We start from the raw sequence: 15,875 nt of genomic DNA, 5'->3' as shown, positions 1-15,875 counted from the left end.
CAATACAAGCGTAAAAGAAATAAGACATTTGTATAACAAACAAATAAAAACATAAAGACATGAGTAACAATAGCAACACATTATTAGGAGTATTAGCCGGAACCGCAGTAGGAGCAACATTAGGAATTTTGTTTGCACCAGATAAAGGTATAAACACAAGAAGAAAGCTTGTAGATGAGGCGGTAGCAACAAAAGAATCTATTGCAGACAGTGCTTTAGACTTAAGAAACACAGTAGCTGCAACTGTAGCAACAAATAAAGAAACGTTAGATACTAAAATAGAAAACTTAGTTTCTGATGCAAGTTACAAAGCAGACGATGTAATTAACCAATTAGAAGGTAAATTAAAAGAGCTAAAAGCTAAGAACAAAAAATTACAGAAGTCATAATGAGTGTAATAAACTCCATAGACAAAACGGCAACTGAAGCTGCAGCGGCTGGAAAAAAATACGTAGATGTAACTAAAAAATACTACGAGTTAAAAGTTTTTCAGCAGTTAACAAGTACATCATCCTATGTTGTAAAAACAGTTATAATAGGAGGCTTATTATTGTTAGCATTTTTGTTTATGGCAATATCCGCTGCAATAGCTTTAGGAGAATTGTTTAACAGCGTACCACTAGGGTATTTGGCAGTAGGAGGAATTTTTATACTGTTTGGCCTGTTGGTATATAGCAGAAGAACGTTTATAGATAAAATATTAATTAAAAATATGTCTAAGACTTATTTTGATTAAACCACAGACTATGCAATACACATCATTTAGACAAATAGAGGTAGATTTAAAAAGGCTTAGTTTAGAACGACAAATTTTAGTAGAAGAATTAAAAGCACAAAAACACCAAGTTGCAGAAGATTTAAAACCTTACAACTGGGTAAACTGGGCGTATAAATTAGCCCGTAAATACGGAGCACTACTTTTGGTAAAAAAACTATTTAAATAGTAAGTATTACTGGCCTTGTAACACAAAAAAAACAGATACTATGAGTAATGAATATGCAAAAAACGAAAGAGACAACATAGAAAAATACCAAAGCCAAGGGTACAAAAGTAACTTTAGCGTGGTAAATGGCAAATTGGTAGATCCAGAAGAGAAAACCAAATATACGCCACAAGAAGTTTTTGTGGTACAAGAGCACAGGTACGAGGGTATGAGTAACCCGTCTGATATGTCTATACTATATGTTATAGAAACAAAAGACAATAATAAAGGTACAGCCTTAATTGGTTATGGCCCAACAGGTAATTTAAACGCGGCAGAGTTTTTTAAAGACATACCTAAACAAAATTATAAAAGTTAAGACTGTCCCCAATACAACCCCACAGTAAAAAAAAGCAACACTATTATGGTGTTGCTTTTTTGTATAATACAGTTTGTTAATAACAGCAAAATGTAAATTACACCTAAAAACATACCATTTATAAATTATTTTAAGACAATTACACATATCCGTAATTGGGGTAAAAAAAATAGTTATAAATTGTAAGAAAATTACTAAACGTTAATTTATTTATTAAACATAGTTATGCAATGTATAAACACAATTAACCTATTTTATAGATATTAAAACTTATTGTAAGAGTCGAGACTGTTCCCCAAGAGAACCTCTCTTTTAAAAAGAGCAGCACTATTTTTAGTGTTGCTTTTTTGTTTTTAGCAACTTACCATTAAAAATATACCACAGGTAAACTATTTTAGGGCAATCACACATATCCGTAATTAGGGTATAAAAAATGTTTTTATATTGTAAGAAAAATAACAGCTACAAGTGTAATATGTGCGTTTATACAACCATATTGGCGGAATAAACGCAATGATTTGAGTTTATATGTAGTTACCACAAATTTGAAAAACACCTTATGAAAGAAGAAAAAGATTCTAAAGTTTCAACATCAAAGGAAGAAAAGAAAGAAAAAGTTTATAATGTTGAGTCTATTTATGAAACTTATTTTGAAAATCTTAATAGTGTCAAACTATACTTTAATAAGTTTGGAAATTTAGCATCTGGCGAAGACGAATCTATAAAAGAAAAGTCTAAAGAATTTTTTGACCAAGCACTATCTGAAATAAAGGAAGAATTGAAATTTGTTGAAAATAAAGAGGATAACACTTTATCAAAAGAGCAAGTTGAAACTTATCTAACTAAATTCGCAAGAAAAATAAAAAAACAGCCAAGAATATCACCAAGGAACTACGAAATACTTTCTCGAAGTTCTTTCCTAATGCTTAATAATTATTTCGAATATTTAATCGCTGACCTTCTTAGTTACTATTACAATAAATTTAAAAACTCTCTTAACGAAAAGGAATTTAAATTCACACTCAAAGAGCTTAATGAATATGATAGTATTGAAGAAGCAACTAAAGATTTAATTGTAAAAGAAGTAGAAAGTTTGATTATCGATAAATCGTTTAATGAAATTCTTGAACATTTTGAAGATAAACTCTCTATTTCGCTCGAAAAAGAATTAATAAAATGGGATGAAATAATTGAAATCAGGGAACGAAGACATTTAATAGTTCACAATTCTTCTGTTGTAAACAAAAAATACATTTCAAGAACAAAAAACCCTTTTAATTATAAAATTGGAGATTTAGTTCATATTGATAAGGACTATTTTTTTAAATCTTGGTCCCAATTTAAACTTGCAGGACAACTATTAATTTTTAACTGTTGGGGAAATTGGGACAAGGACAACATTGATAATGCAATATATGAGATAATGATTCAAACTTTCGCGGACTTAAATGCAAAAAATTATGATCTTGTCTGTAAAACTTGTAAATATTCCGAACAAATCGAGCCAAAGAATGAAGACCAAGAAGATTATATTCTTCGAATTAAGGTTAATAATGCCATTTCACTTAAAAAGCAAAATAAAGATACCGAGGTAAAGAAAGTTTTAAAGAAAATAAAAGTCGGAACTGCAACACCTATTTTTAAAATTGCTCACAATATTTTGAGCGATAAATACGATGATTTAGAAGAACTTTTTACTCAAGCAATAATCGTTGATAAATTAATTATTGATTCTTATTTAGAATGGCCAATTTTTGATTTTGTAAGAGAAAAAGATGAGATAAATAAAAGACTAATTAAAACTTTTAAGGACTAAAAAACTTGTGCTAACACCGCATATAATTTATTGCAAGTTCTAGCTTACTTACGAATATTCCTCGCGGGCTTTCTATCTGTGGTTTATTTGCTAACTTTAGTGCTTAAACCACGCACTAACTATATACAAATACGTTGTACATCATTTAAGCATTATATTAAAGTTATTATTTGATGGAAGAAAAGTTAGTGATGAGTATAGCAGAAAAATGTAGTGTTAATCCAACAAAACTATTGGAACGGACAGACATAAAAAATGAGTTAGGATTGGTAGGGAAATAAATACTACAGCTAAATGAAACAGTACAGTTTAAATGAAAAGATAATAGTACTTAAGGTAAAAAAAAGCCCACTCTTTATTAGAGTTGTTATGTTCTTTTTTGCTTTTACATCATTTCTTATACCATTAGTAGCTACTATTATGTCAATTGCAATTGGAAAAGGATTACAGATAGGGTACTTTATTGGTTTATTCTTATTTGGACTTATAGGGTTTAGACTTTTAAAAATAGCTCTTTGGAATACTTATGGTAAAGAGACTATTATCTGGAATTCATCAACATTAAAATACGAAGCAAATTATGGATGGTTTAAGGATCAAACAAAAACTATAAAATTTAATAAGATAGATTTTTTTATAAATAAAATAGGATACGCAGATGAAAAAATAGGAACATTGGTTATAGGGGATGAAAGTAAAAAAATAGAATCAGCTATTAAAATACCAACAGTTCAGATTAAGGAATTGATAGTGAAATTAAAAGAGATAGAACAAACTGGTTTATAACTATAATTAAGGCAAATTAGCTTATTATGCAAGCAATGATTATTCAAAAAAAACTGATGAAAAAACAAACATTCCTTCTCCTTTTTATTATTCTAATGTTACAAAGTTATATTGTAAAATCTCAGCAAACATTTGTAACTCCCTCAAGTTATATAGATAGTATTTTTAGTGCTGTAGAAAATAATGATTTTAAAAAATTTAGAAGACAGTTTGACTCTAGTGAATTAAAAAGGATTGACCACTTGAAGAAAACACATAAAGGAAGTAAAATGCTTGAGAATTTTATTCTTTATGTAGATAATCAAGAAAAGATAATAGCAAAGAATTACAGGGATATAAGAGATACTATAAAAAAGTATAATCTAAAACTTGATAATCAATATTATAATACATTTAAATATTATATAAAACCAAATGCAAATAATGAACCAGATGAGAGAACAGCTAGCGTAAGTTTTAATTTCTTAAAAGATTCTTTATTGATTACCATTTCTCCCTATTACTATAAATTGCATAGATATAATAACCAGTGGGTTTCTAAAAATAAATTAGAATTAGAAAATTATAAACTTAGTAAAATTTCTTCTCAAAAAACGTACTTTATTAATGAGTTAAATGAAGACTTTTATACTTATGGCGTCAAAATTTTTAATCTAATTAAGAATAAAGATTTCAAAAAATTAAGTAAAGAATACCCTCAGGAAAAAGAATATGATTTATTAGATGCTCCAATGTGGTCAGCAAGAGAACTTCCTAATTATTTACGGGGAAATAAGGCTAAATTAAATAAGGATTTATATAAGTTAGAAATTTTAGAGTCAATTATACCTGAAAAAACACAGGTTAGATGGCACAAAAAACAATACAGATATGAGGCTAATATGGAGATAAGGTTATTTGTGAAAACTAGTAAAGGGGATAGGTATTTAAATATAATTTGTTTACCTACAAAAAATAGGATAATGCTTTATAACATAGATACAGATCTAGATTTACCTATTTCTGATTAGTGTAACGTATTTGAAACGGAAAAATAGCTAAACGTAATACGGATTAAAGATTTAAAACCAAAAGCTTTTGCTTAGCGTAGCTATAAATCCGTGGTATTACTAGGCCGTACTAATTATAACCCAGCCGTTGTCATTAATAGATCAATGAAAAAATGCTACATAAAATCTTTAATATATTCACGGGGTTTATTTTTATAATTCTTTTATTGATTTTATGGCTGTCAAGTATAAAAGTGATTTATCTAAATTTAAAACACTTTGGAGAAACTAAATCCGGCATCATAATAGATACAGATTACAGAAAAGGGTCCGAATCTGAAGCAGAAAGAGGTACATATTTAAATACCATACTTACAGATGTTAGAACCGATACCATTTATGGCGGAAGCCAAACTAGATATGATATTGGAGATAAAGTGAAAGTTAATTACAGAGGAACTGGAGGTAATACTATATTTGAGGTTAATGGAATTAAAAAAGGCTCTAAATATGATGCTTGGGATTTTTTATCACCAATACTGTTGTTGTTCTCATCCTTTATGCTGTATAAGTTGGTTTTGTTATTTCGACAAAATTTATTGTTCTATCTTAAAAAAAAATAAAAACTAACTAATTGTTATCACACTCTACAAGTAATAGCATCAATTACAGAATAAACGTACAAATATTGTTTTTTTAGTACCACAGAAATTTATTACAACTATGTTGCATTAGTAAAATGTATGTTTATATTTGCAACTTAGTCGCATTAAATAAATATATATTGAAATTAACTTTAATTAAACCAGATACTTTTGGTGCAGTTGCCAGTACGTTGTGTGTAATTCATTGCGTTGCCACACCTTTTATTTTTATAGCCCATACTTGTGCTGCAGGTGGCTGTGAAACCAGTCCTGTGTGGTGGAAAAGCTTAGATTATATCTTTTTAATTGTTTCGTTTTTTGCGGTATTGCAATCTACAAAAAATACATCTAAAAGTTTTATGAAACCCTTGTTGTGGTTAAGTTGGTTTAGCCTGTTTTTTTTAATTGTAAATGAAAAAATACAGTTACTTTCTTTACCAGAAACAGTAACCTATGTTGTTGCGCTTGTACTTGCAGCATTACATATTTATAATTTAAAATTTTGCCAGTGTAAAACCGATAAATGTTGTGTGAATAATGGATAATACTAAAAAAGAAATACTAGGAGACAACCATATAGCTACAAGCGTAGATACTCCTTTACGTGCAGATGCTTTTAATAAGACAGCTGATGAAAAAATAGAAGTTATTCAGCATCATTTTAAAAAAATAATGGAAGAGCTAGGTTTAGACCTAACAGATGATAGTTTATCTGGTACACCGTATAGATTTGCTAAAATGTATGTAAAAGAGCTTTTTTATGGTTTAGACCCTAAGAATAAGCCAAAATTATCGGTTTTTGAAAACAAGTATGCCTATAAAAAAATGTTGGTAGAGCAAAACATAACTATAGACTCCTCTTGTGAACATCATTTTTTACCAATAACAGGTTTTGCACATATTGCATATGTACCTAAGGATAAGGTTATAGGATTGTCTAAAATTAATCGCTTGGTAGATTATTATTCGCACAGGCCTCAGGTACAAGAAAGGCTGTCTTTACAAATATTAAAAGACTTGCAAAATACATTAGAAACAGAAGATGTTATTGTAATGATTAGCGCCAAGCATTTGTGTGTATCATCTAGAGGAATAAAAGACAAAAGTAGTTACACTACAACATTAGAGTATGGTGGCTGCTTTGCAAATGAACAAACCAGAAACGACTTTTTATCAATTATAGAAAAAACTACTTTATAATAATTATGTTTTAAATTTTAGCATTAGCCTTCATAATTGTATTTGTTTTTATTTGTTGTATAGGGATTATTGTGACCAAGTCATCAAATTTAAATATCAAAATACAAACCACTCACTATCAGTTATTCTTTTCTTTCTTATAATTGTTTCTTGTGATAAGAAAATAACGTTTGAGCAGCAAATTAGTCAAAGATGTTTATCAAAAAAAAATAGCGAGTGGTTTTTATGAGGGAAATTACAAAAGTTACATATGTAGTTTCAATCAGTTTATAATTGAACTTACTAATACATTTTTAAGATTATTCTACAGCCCAAAAAGAATGCACTTATACTTAGGTTAAATATTAGTATAGTTTGTGTTTTTATTAAGAATTTATTTGTTAATTTTAATGTTAAGGATGTTGATTAATTATAGTTATCAGTTTAAGTGAAATCTATTTAAAAAATAAAAATGGGCTTATTTGGCAAAAAGAAAAAAGAAAATGTACCTGCAGATAAAGAAAGGTACGCTAGAGTACTTAATTACATAAAAATTGATGCTATAAACGGAAAACCTCTGGAGACTTTTTTTTGGGAATATAGCAAACAGAGAAAGGGTTTATTTGCGGGTAAATTAGAAATTATTTATCTAGAAGAAGGAGGCTATGAGGTTTTTGCTCATGGCGCAACATACCAGACCAAAACTACACAAATACATATATCTGTTGAAGCTGGAAAAAATTACATTTTGGGAGCAGGTATACTTGAAGATGATACGGAAGGTTTGTATTTTGAAGAGCGCTAACAAAGTTTACTCTCTAATAACTGCTTAATTTTGTTTCTGCTGTATATTTTAAATATATTTATTATAATCATCACTATATAAGTATATTAAGTTTTAATTAAACCAACAATCATGACTAAAAAAAGTATTGCTTTCCTGATATTAATATTTACTATTTTAACTTCTTGCAAAGAGAATAAAACTTCTGAGAGTTATAACGATACTCAAGAAATTGTTGATGCATCAGCAAAAGAAAATTTAAACTTAGACCAATCAGATTTATATTGTAAAGTACAGATAGGTAGTACAGAGAAGGAATCCTTAAGTTATGACCTAAAAAGCTCTAATACACTTAAAAAAGGCTTTATTACAACCACTTTTAGTATAAGTTTAGCGGAGGAAATGTATAATAATACTCCTTTAGATATTGAGCTTATGATGCATAATAAATCTAATTCACCAAAATTAAATACAGGAACTTACCCTATAAAAGGTCTAATGGCTCCTGATGAAGGTTTAGTTTCTTATTTTGATATTATTGGAAATGTAGTTGATATGGAATCTTACCAAAATGCTATTGACGCTAATATTTTAGATGATCTGGAAGATAACTTTGTTATTCTGCCAGAAGGAGCAAATAAATTAATTATAGAGTCTTCAGGTGATCTTACAGACGAGGAAGATGGTGAGTTTTATAAAATGGGCAAACAATTACTAAAAGGGAATTTAGAAGTGCTGTTATTAAGAGTTAGTACAAAAGAAAAAGTTAATTTAAGAGTTGACTTTAAAATTATAAATGAATGTGGTATCAGTAAAAAAATATAATAAGCTTGTGTTAACTAGCAAAAAAAAGTCCCTTATCTAATTAAAGACAAGGGACTTTTTTTTGCGCTTGTATTATTACTAGAAAGCACCAATAAAGTGACTACCAGTTGTGTTAACCAATTCTGCACCTTTAGTAACTTCACCAGTTAATGTGTTTACCACATAAATGTTTCCGTTTTTACCAACAGGAGCTTGTGTTACGTAAATATCATCACCATCTACAACAAAACCTTGGTATTGAAATAAGTAGAAATCAGTATCATAAGGTATAGCATCAATCTTAACTGCAGTTTTAGCATTTAAGTCTACTAAAGCAAAAAATCCTTGTAAACCAGCAACACCTTCTGTAGAACCATTATGACGGTAAGCAACAACAGCTTTTCCGTTAGCAGCTGGTCTCCAAGCTAAAATATAAGCACCTTCTACACCTAAAGCATCATCTAAATTAAAATCATAAGAATTGTCGTACTCATTATCAGCATCAATTTTTAAGATATGAGAGCCATTAGGGTCACTTTGGTTTGCTTGATAAACACTACCGTTATATAAAAAGGCATTAATACTACGGTATCCGTTTGTATTACCCTTACCAACTGTAGACGTAATTACCTTAGGGTTTGTTAAAGATGGGTAATCTAATACAATAGTTTTAGAGCCTAAAACTTCATAACCACTTTCAGACTCCGCAGTTGCAGGGTCTACTTTGCTTAAACGAGCACCAATATATAATTTGTCTCCAGCAGCGTTTAAGGTAGGCATATCTATTCTAGAAATGTAATATCCTTGTGCTTCTTCTTCTGCAGTTAAAGGTATGCTAGACTCTTCAAAGTTTTTAATAGAAGAGTTTTCTAAGTCTAAAGTAACAACACCCATTGTAGCTTCTGTACGTAAATATGTATCATCTGTAGCATCATCAGGTGTACCATTGTCATCAAACTGGTGTTCTGTAGAAACATAAACAGCAGAACCTGTTTTATCGCCATCAAACAACTTAATCCATCTAGGAGCAGTACCAACATAAGGAGCAATACTAACTTCTGTACCTGTTTTTGTAAAATTTTGTCCGCCTTCTACAGTATATTTAGTGTAGTTACCACCAGTATCACCAGCATAGCTAATATTAAACATAGTACTACCATCTTCAGATGATTGTAACCTTGCTGTTCTGTTAGACGGTACAATAAATCCGTTATCAAAAGGAGCTATAGATACAGTTGGGTCTTTAGCATCTTCACTAGTTAAAGAATAAATTAAAGTACCACCATTACCATCTCCAGGATTGTCTCCCATTTTGGCAGCAGCAACAGTTATCCATCTGCCTTCGGTAGGTTGCTCTGGAGTTGTTGGTGTGTCACCACCATTGTCATCACTACTACAAGAAGCTAATAACCCTAAAGTAGCAAATGCTACTGCAAAAGATTTAATATGTGTTAAGTTACTTTTCATTTTATATAATATTTAAAAAATTAAAATTTATTTATTGTGTAATTCAATTTTAGGTAAAAGGCTCTCCCTGGTTTTTGTACCGATAAATTGTCGTACACAGGTTCATCAAAAATGTTTTTAATGTCAAAGCTGGCAACTAGTTTTTTGTTAGGAAAAGCGTAGCTTAATCCAAAATCTTGTACTAGTTGTGTAGGTACTTTAAAAAACTCATCACCAACAGTATTTTTTCCTTGTGGTGGTAGGTAAGAGAACTCATCTGTAAAGTACATTGTATAAAAAAGGTTTAACCTAGATTTTTGTTGTATTACATTTTTAAAAGAGTAGCGTATATTACCATTCATAGTAAAAAATGGTGTGTTTGGTACAGCTATATCTACACCGTTATTTACAATGTTTAAGCTAAAACGTGAAGCATTAAAGTTTAAATTAAAGTTGTTGTTAAACGTGTAATTTAATTGTGCATCTATACCTTTAGATGTTCCGCTACCTTGGTTTACATAAACTATTAGTTCGTCATCAATATTTAAAGATGTTTCTATAGGCAAACCAATACGGTCTTTTATATTTCTGGTAAATAAATTGGCGCCAATTGTAAATTGGTGTTTTTTAATAGATAATGCTCCAAGCCTAAAACCTAGGTTGTAATTATTACTTTGCTCTGGGTTAATACTTGGGTTAGCAACTACATTGTCACCATCGTTACCAAAAACTTCAGTTTCATTGGGTAATCTTATGGCTTTTTCTGCAGAAGTTAAAAGAGTAAAGTTTGGAGAAAAGGCATAAGAAGCAGCAAAACCGTAACCATTAAACTTTTTATTGCTGCTAATTATGTCATCAATAATAACAGAATTGCCATTTTCATCTTCTGCAATTTCTGGATCTATGTTTACAGTCTTTTGTTGGTATAATTTACCAAAAACACTAGTTTTTAGTCTGTTTTCTATAGCAGACAACTCATAACTTAAAGCAAAAATATTTTTATGTAAGTCTCTAGATCCTTTAAATGTGTTTTCTAAAACAGATTGTAACTCATCACTATCCTCACGATCTATACCGCTATATACGTGGTTGGCTAAAATTTTATGATGGTTATTAAAGGCATAAGAAACTCCTGTTCTAATAGATCCTACTTTTCTGTTTATGGCAGCTAAAGTTGGTCCGCCTTCTTGCTGAGACCTCCAGGTGTATTGGTACTCATCACCTCTAAAGTCTATGGCTCTTTCTCCGTTCCAGCTGTAAGCCCAAGAAACAGTATCATTAACAGTACGGTTTCTTTTACCGTAAATTCCGTTAACAGTTACATCTAAACCTTTAGTAAATAAATCCTTTTTTTGGTATGTTAAATTTGCAAGTAGTGCGTTAGATTCTAAAAACCTGTCTTTGTATGGCGTAATAGTCATAAAAGCTCCGTGTTGCACCTCTTTGTAATCATCAGATCCAGTAACACCTACAAAAAACTGATCTGCCCACTTTACATCTGTATAACCTATTTGCAACATACCACCAGTAGACCTGTAAGCATCGTTAAATCTGCGTGCAGTTATTGGTGTTTGTACACCGCCCAAACCGGTAACTACAACACTTCTACCAGACACCTTATAATCATTATCTGAATAGTTGTGAAAAAGCGATGTTTTTACCGTAAAGCCAGTATCATCAAACCTATATAAACCATTAACGCTTGCTTGTAGAGTATTAAAAGAACCGTAAGAAACAGAAGCGTTTAAATTTGTTTTAGCATTATTATGTAATACAATATTAATGGCACCACCTAAGGCATCATCTGCTAAATGACCAGGAACAACACCTTTATAAACCTCAATATTTTTTATCATTGAAGGAGGTATGCTGTTTAAGTTAAATGATGAGCCATACATAGAACTAGGAATACCGTCTATAAAAATACGTACAGCGCTACCAGATAATCCATTAAGACTATAACTCACATCTGACCCTAAACCACCATTTTGTCTAATTTTTACACCTACAGTAGTGTTAAGTAACTCGTTAGTTTGTATGTTTCTGATGCTAGCTTCTTCTGTTTTAACTACGTTAACAGCAAAACCTTGAGTCTCAATTTCGGTTTCTTTAGTTTTTCCGTTTACCAAAACCTCATTTAGCTCATTATCTTGGTTGTAGCTAAGTGTATGCTTAATTTTTATGTTTTGTTTATTTACTACAATAGTCACTTTTTCTATTTCCTTGCCATAGTATTTTATGGCAATGGTGTGATTGCCATAGGGTAAATTTTGCAACGTAAAAAAGCCTTTAGCATTAGTATATGTGTGTGTTATAGGTTTTTTTGTAAAAACAGTGGCCTCTGCAACAGGATTTCCATTTTTAAAAGAAATAACTCCAGTAACAGTACCTGTTTTAGTCTCATAGGCAGCTTGCGAGAACACAGAAAAAGTAAATAACAGGCTTAAAACCGACACTATTTTTAACATACTATTAAAAAAATATTTATATTTATTAAGACTTAGTCTAAATTAATTTAGTTTTGCAAATCTAAGTTTTGAACTGTTGATACAAATAACGCAAACGGAAGTTTTAATAACGTATTAAGAAATAATGAGTCTAGGATTAAAAAGTTTTACGTGTTCTAATACAAGCAGTATGCATATTGTTGTAGATGATGCGTTGACAGATGTATTAGAAGAAAATTGCCTTAGTACTTTTGTAAATGAAGAAAACAAAGGTATTAGCCTAAACTCTAATTACTTTATTGCGTTTACAAAAAACATTACTATTAAAAAACGTATAGAACATAGTGTTTTTTGTGACTTTCCATTATTTAAAATACATTTTTCTTTAAAGGGTAGTTACGTGTATATGCCAACAACTAGTGTGTACGCACCTGTAGAAATACCACAAGGCTATTGTAATTTATTTTATGCTCCTGTGCTTAGCGGAGCAGAAATTTTTACAAAAGGAGAAACTAAAACTTTAGAGGTTTATTTTACTAAAAATACTTTAGAGAAGTTAATAGGTAAAGCAGACCAAACTAATATAGACGGTTTGCATACCAAATTAAATATAGATCATTTTTTTAGCTACTTTAAAAAGAGCAAGCGAATACCTTTAAAATTAAGAAACCAAATAAACGAAATTATAAACTGTACGTATGTAGGAGATTTAAAACATAACTATATACAAAGTAGACTTGCCATTTTAATTGTAGATTTTTTAATGGATAAGACCAAACCAGTTGTAGAAAGCAAAAAACTACCAAAAGCAGATTACTTAGCAATTGTAAAGGTAGAAGAATATTGTAGGTTAAATTTAAAAAGCAAATTAACTATAATTGGCTTATCTCAAATAGCGGGTTTTAATACCACAAAACTAAAAAGCGATTTTAAAAAAGTATACAAAACCACCATTTTTAAGCATATTACTCAATTACGAATGGACAAAGCCAGACAATTGATACAAGAAGAAGGTATGTCTATTGCAGAGGTATCTTACGAGGTAGGTTACTCTAATCCACAACATTTTACGGCAGCTTTTAAAAAAACTATAGGTTATTTACCAAGTAAGTTAATTAAGTAACCACTAATTCACCAATTCCTGTTCTTCTTTTAATCTAAAGCAGCGTTCTTCGCCTAAGTAATTTGGGTTTCCGTATTTCTCAGACCAAAAGCCATCTAAAATATCTTTGCTAATACATTTGTATACCACAACACCTTTGTAGGTAGCATTATCTTCGCCTTTGTAATTAAAGTTAATTACCAAAATATTGTCTTTAAAAAAGCCGGTTCCTAATTGGTACTGCTCATTACCTATTAACCATTTTGCTTTTATACGCTTATTTGTATCTAAAGCTAAAACTAGTGTGCCTTTATAAGTTGTTTTTTCGGCATTTTGGTTGTTTCCCATTATAGCATAGGTGCCAGGTAATTCTTCAATCTTCATAGGCGTAATAATTTAGCTTTACCGTAAGTTATTGTTTGTATACAAATGTAAACACTTAAAAGTAATATCATATTTTACAACAGTAATCTTCCTTGCAAAATTGTTGAATAAAAAATCTATTTTTAATCATTCTAAATAAAAATAGTTCTTATATTTGCGCCTTATCAATACTAAATCTAAATAAACAAATAAGCTTTATTTATCTAAATACAATCAAAATGAAAAAAATTACAACACTTGTTTTACTACTGTTTGTAGGTACTATTGCCGCACAAGACGCAAATGTTTTTTGGTCTCGTGGTTTTTTTAAGCCAAATACTACAGTTAAAGATGTGCAAGAAAAAGAGGCTGCAGGTAACAGTGCTACGGCATTAAGCTCTAATAATTTTGATGCTACTACAAATGCTATTTTAGCTGGTGCATCTGCAGAGGTTGTAGATTACCTATTAAGTGTAAAAGGTAATGATGTAAATAAAATTACACATGACGGGCGTACTTACTTATTTTGGACAGCTATGAAAGGCAATTTGCCGTTAATGAAAAAGCTAATTAAACTTGGTGCAAAAACAGATGTTGTAGATGATAAAGGTAGTACTGTATTACTTTTTGCTGCCGGTGGCGGACAAACTAATCCTGAATTATATGATTTATTACTAGCAAATGGCGCTAAAATAACAGAGACTTCTCCTAAAGGTGCAAATGCTATTTTAAAATTAATTGGTGGTGCTAAAGATCTTAAAGATTTAAATTACTTTTTAAAAAAAGGATTAGACCTAAACCATACAGATAAAGAAGGGCATAACGCTGTAGATTATGCTGCACGTATAGGTAACAAAGCAATTATAGAGCAGTTAATTAAAAAAGGAGTTGCTTATAAAGATACTAATGCAGACGGTAGTAATGCTATTTTAGTAGCTACAGAAGGCGGTAGAGGTCCTGGTAATAGTTTAGCGTTTTATAAGTATTTAGAGAGCTTAGGTATTAACCCAAATGTTACAGATAACAATGGTGTTACTCCAATGCACAATTTGGCTGGCCGTAACAAAGACAATGCTATTTTTAATTACTTTATAGATAAAGGAGTTAGCACAACCCAAGCAGATGCAAAAGGTAATACTCCGCTAATGTATGCAGCTGGACGCAACAGTTTAGATGTAGTTAAGTTTTTTGGAGTTAAAAATTTAGACGCTAAAAATAAAGATGGTAAAACGGCATTAACTAATGCTGTTGATTATAATGGTGCAGATGTAGTTACTTATTTAATAGATAAAGGCGCTGCTGTTAATGTAGTAGATGAAAAAGGAAACAATTTGGCATACTACTTGGTAAACTCTTACTCTAAAAGAAATAAAAAGGCGTTTACAGAAAAGTGGAATTTATTAAGTGCTAAAGGTTTAAATATGGCTCACGTACAAGAAGGTAAAAACAATATTTTGCACTTGGCTGTTGCTAAAAATAATAAAGATTTATTAGCTAAAATTACACCATTAAAGATTGATGTTAATGCTAAAAATGCAAACGGACTTACTCCTTTACATTTGGCAGCTATGACAACTAATAATGTAGACTTAATTAAGTATTTAATTAGTATTGGAGCTAAAAAAGATGCTGTAACAGAGTTTGAAGAAACGGTGTACGACTTAGCTTCTGAGAACGAATTATTGAACAAAAACAAAATTGAATTTTTAAAATAATAAGTAATGAAATTTAAAGTAGCAATTATAGCAATACTAGGTTTGTTTGTTATGGCAGCTTTTACAGCGGCACCTAAAACTAGCCAATATAAATGTATGATTCAGTTAAAAAATTACGAGGGTGAGGGTGCTTACGTTGTAGTTTCTTTATTAGATGCAGAAGGTAAATACGTAGAGACTTTAAATGTATTGGGAGATGATCCTGAGTGGTACCATGATTTAACCAAATGGTACAACTTTTTTGAAAAAAAGAAACCAAGTATAGATGCTATTACAGGAGCAACAATTAGTGGTGGAGAACGTGCTATTAAGGTTATTAAAATTGATGACGATAAAATAAACAGTGGCTACAAAATACGTTTTGAAACTGCTGTTGAGGATCAAAAATATGTGGAGGACGATGTAACTTTTGAGCTTACTTCTGCCAGTGTAAACAGCAAAGTAGATGGTACTGGTTACATCCGTTACATACGTATGTTACCACAGAAATAATTAATT

Annotated in this window: 18 protein-coding genes; 15 read left to right on the top strand and 3 right to left on the bottom strand. The window is 30.5% G+C overall.

Annotated elements, in window-relative coordinates:
• Positions 1–59: 59 nt before the first annotated feature.
• From Q4487_RS05310 to Q4487_RS05255, 12 genes are all read left to right on the top strand, one after another.
• Positions 60–389, top strand: a complete 330-nt coding sequence (locus Q4487_RS05310; protein ID WP_100896674.1) for a YtxH domain-containing protein — start codon at positions 60–62, stop codon at positions 387–389.
• Complete coding sequence (locus Q4487_RS05305) at positions 389–736, top strand: hypothetical protein (protein ID WP_303541088.1); 348 nt, start codon at positions 389–391, stop codon at positions 734–736. The genes Q4487_RS05310 and Q4487_RS05305 overlap by 1 nt, the downstream gene beginning before the upstream one ends.
• Before the next feature lie 10 nt (positions 737–746).
• Positions 747–944 (top strand): hypothetical protein, encoded by a 198-nt coding sequence (locus Q4487_RS05300; protein WP_198519454.1) that lies wholly within the window; start codon positions 747–749, stop codon positions 942–944.
• Positions 945–984: 40 nt separating this feature from the next.
• On the top strand, positions 985–1,302 hold the full coding sequence (locus tag Q4487_RS05295) for a hypothetical protein (RefSeq protein WP_303541090.1): 318 nt from the start codon (positions 985–987) through the stop codon (positions 1,300–1,302).
• A 559-nt stretch (positions 1,303–1,861) separates the two neighbouring features.
• Positions 1,862–3,118, top strand: coding sequence for a hypothetical protein (locus Q4487_RS05290; RefSeq protein WP_303541092.1), 1,257 nt, complete (start codon positions 1,862–1,864; stop codon positions 3,116–3,118).
• A gap of 294 nt (positions 3,119–3,412) precedes the next feature.
• A complete protein-coding gene (locus tag Q4487_RS05285) occupies positions 3,413–3,904 on the top strand; it encodes a hypothetical protein (RefSeq protein WP_303541094.1) in 492 nt (163 codons plus the stop codon).
• A gap of 26 nt (positions 3,905–3,930) precedes the next feature.
• Positions 3,931–4,914: a hypothetical protein gene (locus Q4487_RS05280; RefSeq protein WP_303541096.1), complete on the top strand. Its 984-nt coding sequence runs from the start codon at positions 3,931–3,933 to the stop codon at positions 4,912–4,914.
• Positions 4,915–5,147: 233 nt separating this feature from the next.
• Positions 5,148–5,516 (top strand): hypothetical protein, encoded by a 369-nt coding sequence (locus tag Q4487_RS05275; protein ID WP_303541098.1) that lies wholly within the window; start codon positions 5,148–5,150, stop codon positions 5,514–5,516.
• A 161-nt stretch (positions 5,517–5,677) separates the two neighbouring features.
• On the top strand, positions 5,678–6,082 hold the full coding sequence (locus Q4487_RS05270) for a MerC domain-containing protein (protein ID WP_232732648.1): 405 nt from the start codon (positions 5,678–5,680) through the stop codon (positions 6,080–6,082).
• Positions 6,075–6,737, top strand: coding sequence for a GTP cyclohydrolase I FolE (gene folE / locus Q4487_RS05265; RefSeq protein WP_198519453.1), 663 nt, complete (start codon positions 6,075–6,077; stop codon positions 6,735–6,737). Before Q4487_RS05270 ends, folE begins: the two co-directional genes overlap by 8 nt.
• A gap of 451 nt (positions 6,738–7,188) precedes the next feature.
• On the top strand, positions 7,189–7,521 hold the full coding sequence (locus Q4487_RS05260) for a hypothetical protein (RefSeq protein ID WP_100896663.1): 333 nt from the start codon (positions 7,189–7,191) through the stop codon (positions 7,519–7,521).
• Positions 7,522–7,632: 111 nt separating this feature from the next.
• Positions 7,633–8,325 carry a hypothetical protein gene (locus Q4487_RS05255; RefSeq protein WP_303541103.1) on the top strand — a complete coding sequence of 231 codons (693 nt, stop codon included), beginning with the start codon at positions 7,633–7,635 and terminating at the stop codon, positions 8,323–8,325.
• 78 nt (positions 8,326–8,403) lie between these two features.
• Here the strand turns inward: Q4487_RS05255 and Q4487_RS05250 are convergent, their stop codons facing one another.
• Both Q4487_RS05250 and Q4487_RS05245 read right to left on the bottom strand, forming a co-directional pair.
• Positions 8,404–9,771 carry a hypothetical protein gene (locus Q4487_RS05250; RefSeq protein ID WP_303541105.1) on the bottom strand — a complete coding sequence of 456 codons (1,368 nt, stop codon included), beginning with the start codon at positions 9,769–9,771 and terminating at the stop codon, positions 8,404–8,406.
• A gap of 20 nt (positions 9,772–9,791) precedes the next feature.
• The gene (locus Q4487_RS05245; protein ID WP_303541107.1) at positions 9,792–12,218 is read right to left on the bottom strand and encodes a TonB-dependent receptor; all 2,427 of its coding nucleotides are present in this window, start codon (positions 12,216–12,218) and stop codon (positions 9,792–9,794) included.
• A gap of 124 nt (positions 12,219–12,342) precedes the next feature.
• Here Q4487_RS05245 and Q4487_RS05240 point away from each other — a divergent pair, with 124 nt between their 5' ends.
• Positions 12,343–13,320 (top strand): AraC family transcriptional regulator, encoded by a 978-nt coding sequence (locus Q4487_RS05240; protein WP_303541109.1) that lies wholly within the window; start codon positions 12,343–12,345, stop codon positions 13,318–13,320.
• A gap of 3 nt (positions 13,321–13,323) precedes the next feature.
• Here the strand turns inward: Q4487_RS05240 and Q4487_RS05235 are convergent, their stop codons facing one another.
• Positions 13,324–13,683 carry a hypothetical protein gene (locus tag Q4487_RS05235; RefSeq protein WP_303541111.1) on the bottom strand — a complete coding sequence of 120 codons (360 nt, stop codon included), beginning with the start codon at positions 13,681–13,683 and terminating at the stop codon, positions 13,324–13,326.
• A 218-nt stretch (positions 13,684–13,901) separates the two neighbouring features.
• On the opposite strand from Q4487_RS05235, the gene Q4487_RS05230 reads away from it, so the two are divergent.
• On the top strand, positions 13,902–15,377 hold the full coding sequence (locus tag Q4487_RS05230; RefSeq protein WP_303541113.1) for an ankyrin repeat domain-containing protein: 1,476 nt from the start codon (positions 13,902–13,904) through the stop codon (positions 15,375–15,377).
• Positions 15,378–15,383: 6 nt separating this feature from the next.
• Positions 15,384–15,869, top strand: coding sequence for a DUF2271 domain-containing protein (locus Q4487_RS05225; protein WP_303541115.1), 486 nt, complete (start codon positions 15,384–15,386; stop codon positions 15,867–15,869).
• The last annotated feature ends 6 nt before the right edge of the window (positions 15,870–15,875 follow it).

The organism is Cellulophaga sp. 3_MG-2023 (assembly GCF_030546975.1).
In the GTDB taxonomy this organism is placed as follows: domain Bacteria; phylum Bacteroidota; class Bacteroidia; order Flavobacteriales; family Flavobacteriaceae; genus Cellulophaga.
This window is presented reverse-complemented; position numbering and strand designations above follow the sequence as displayed.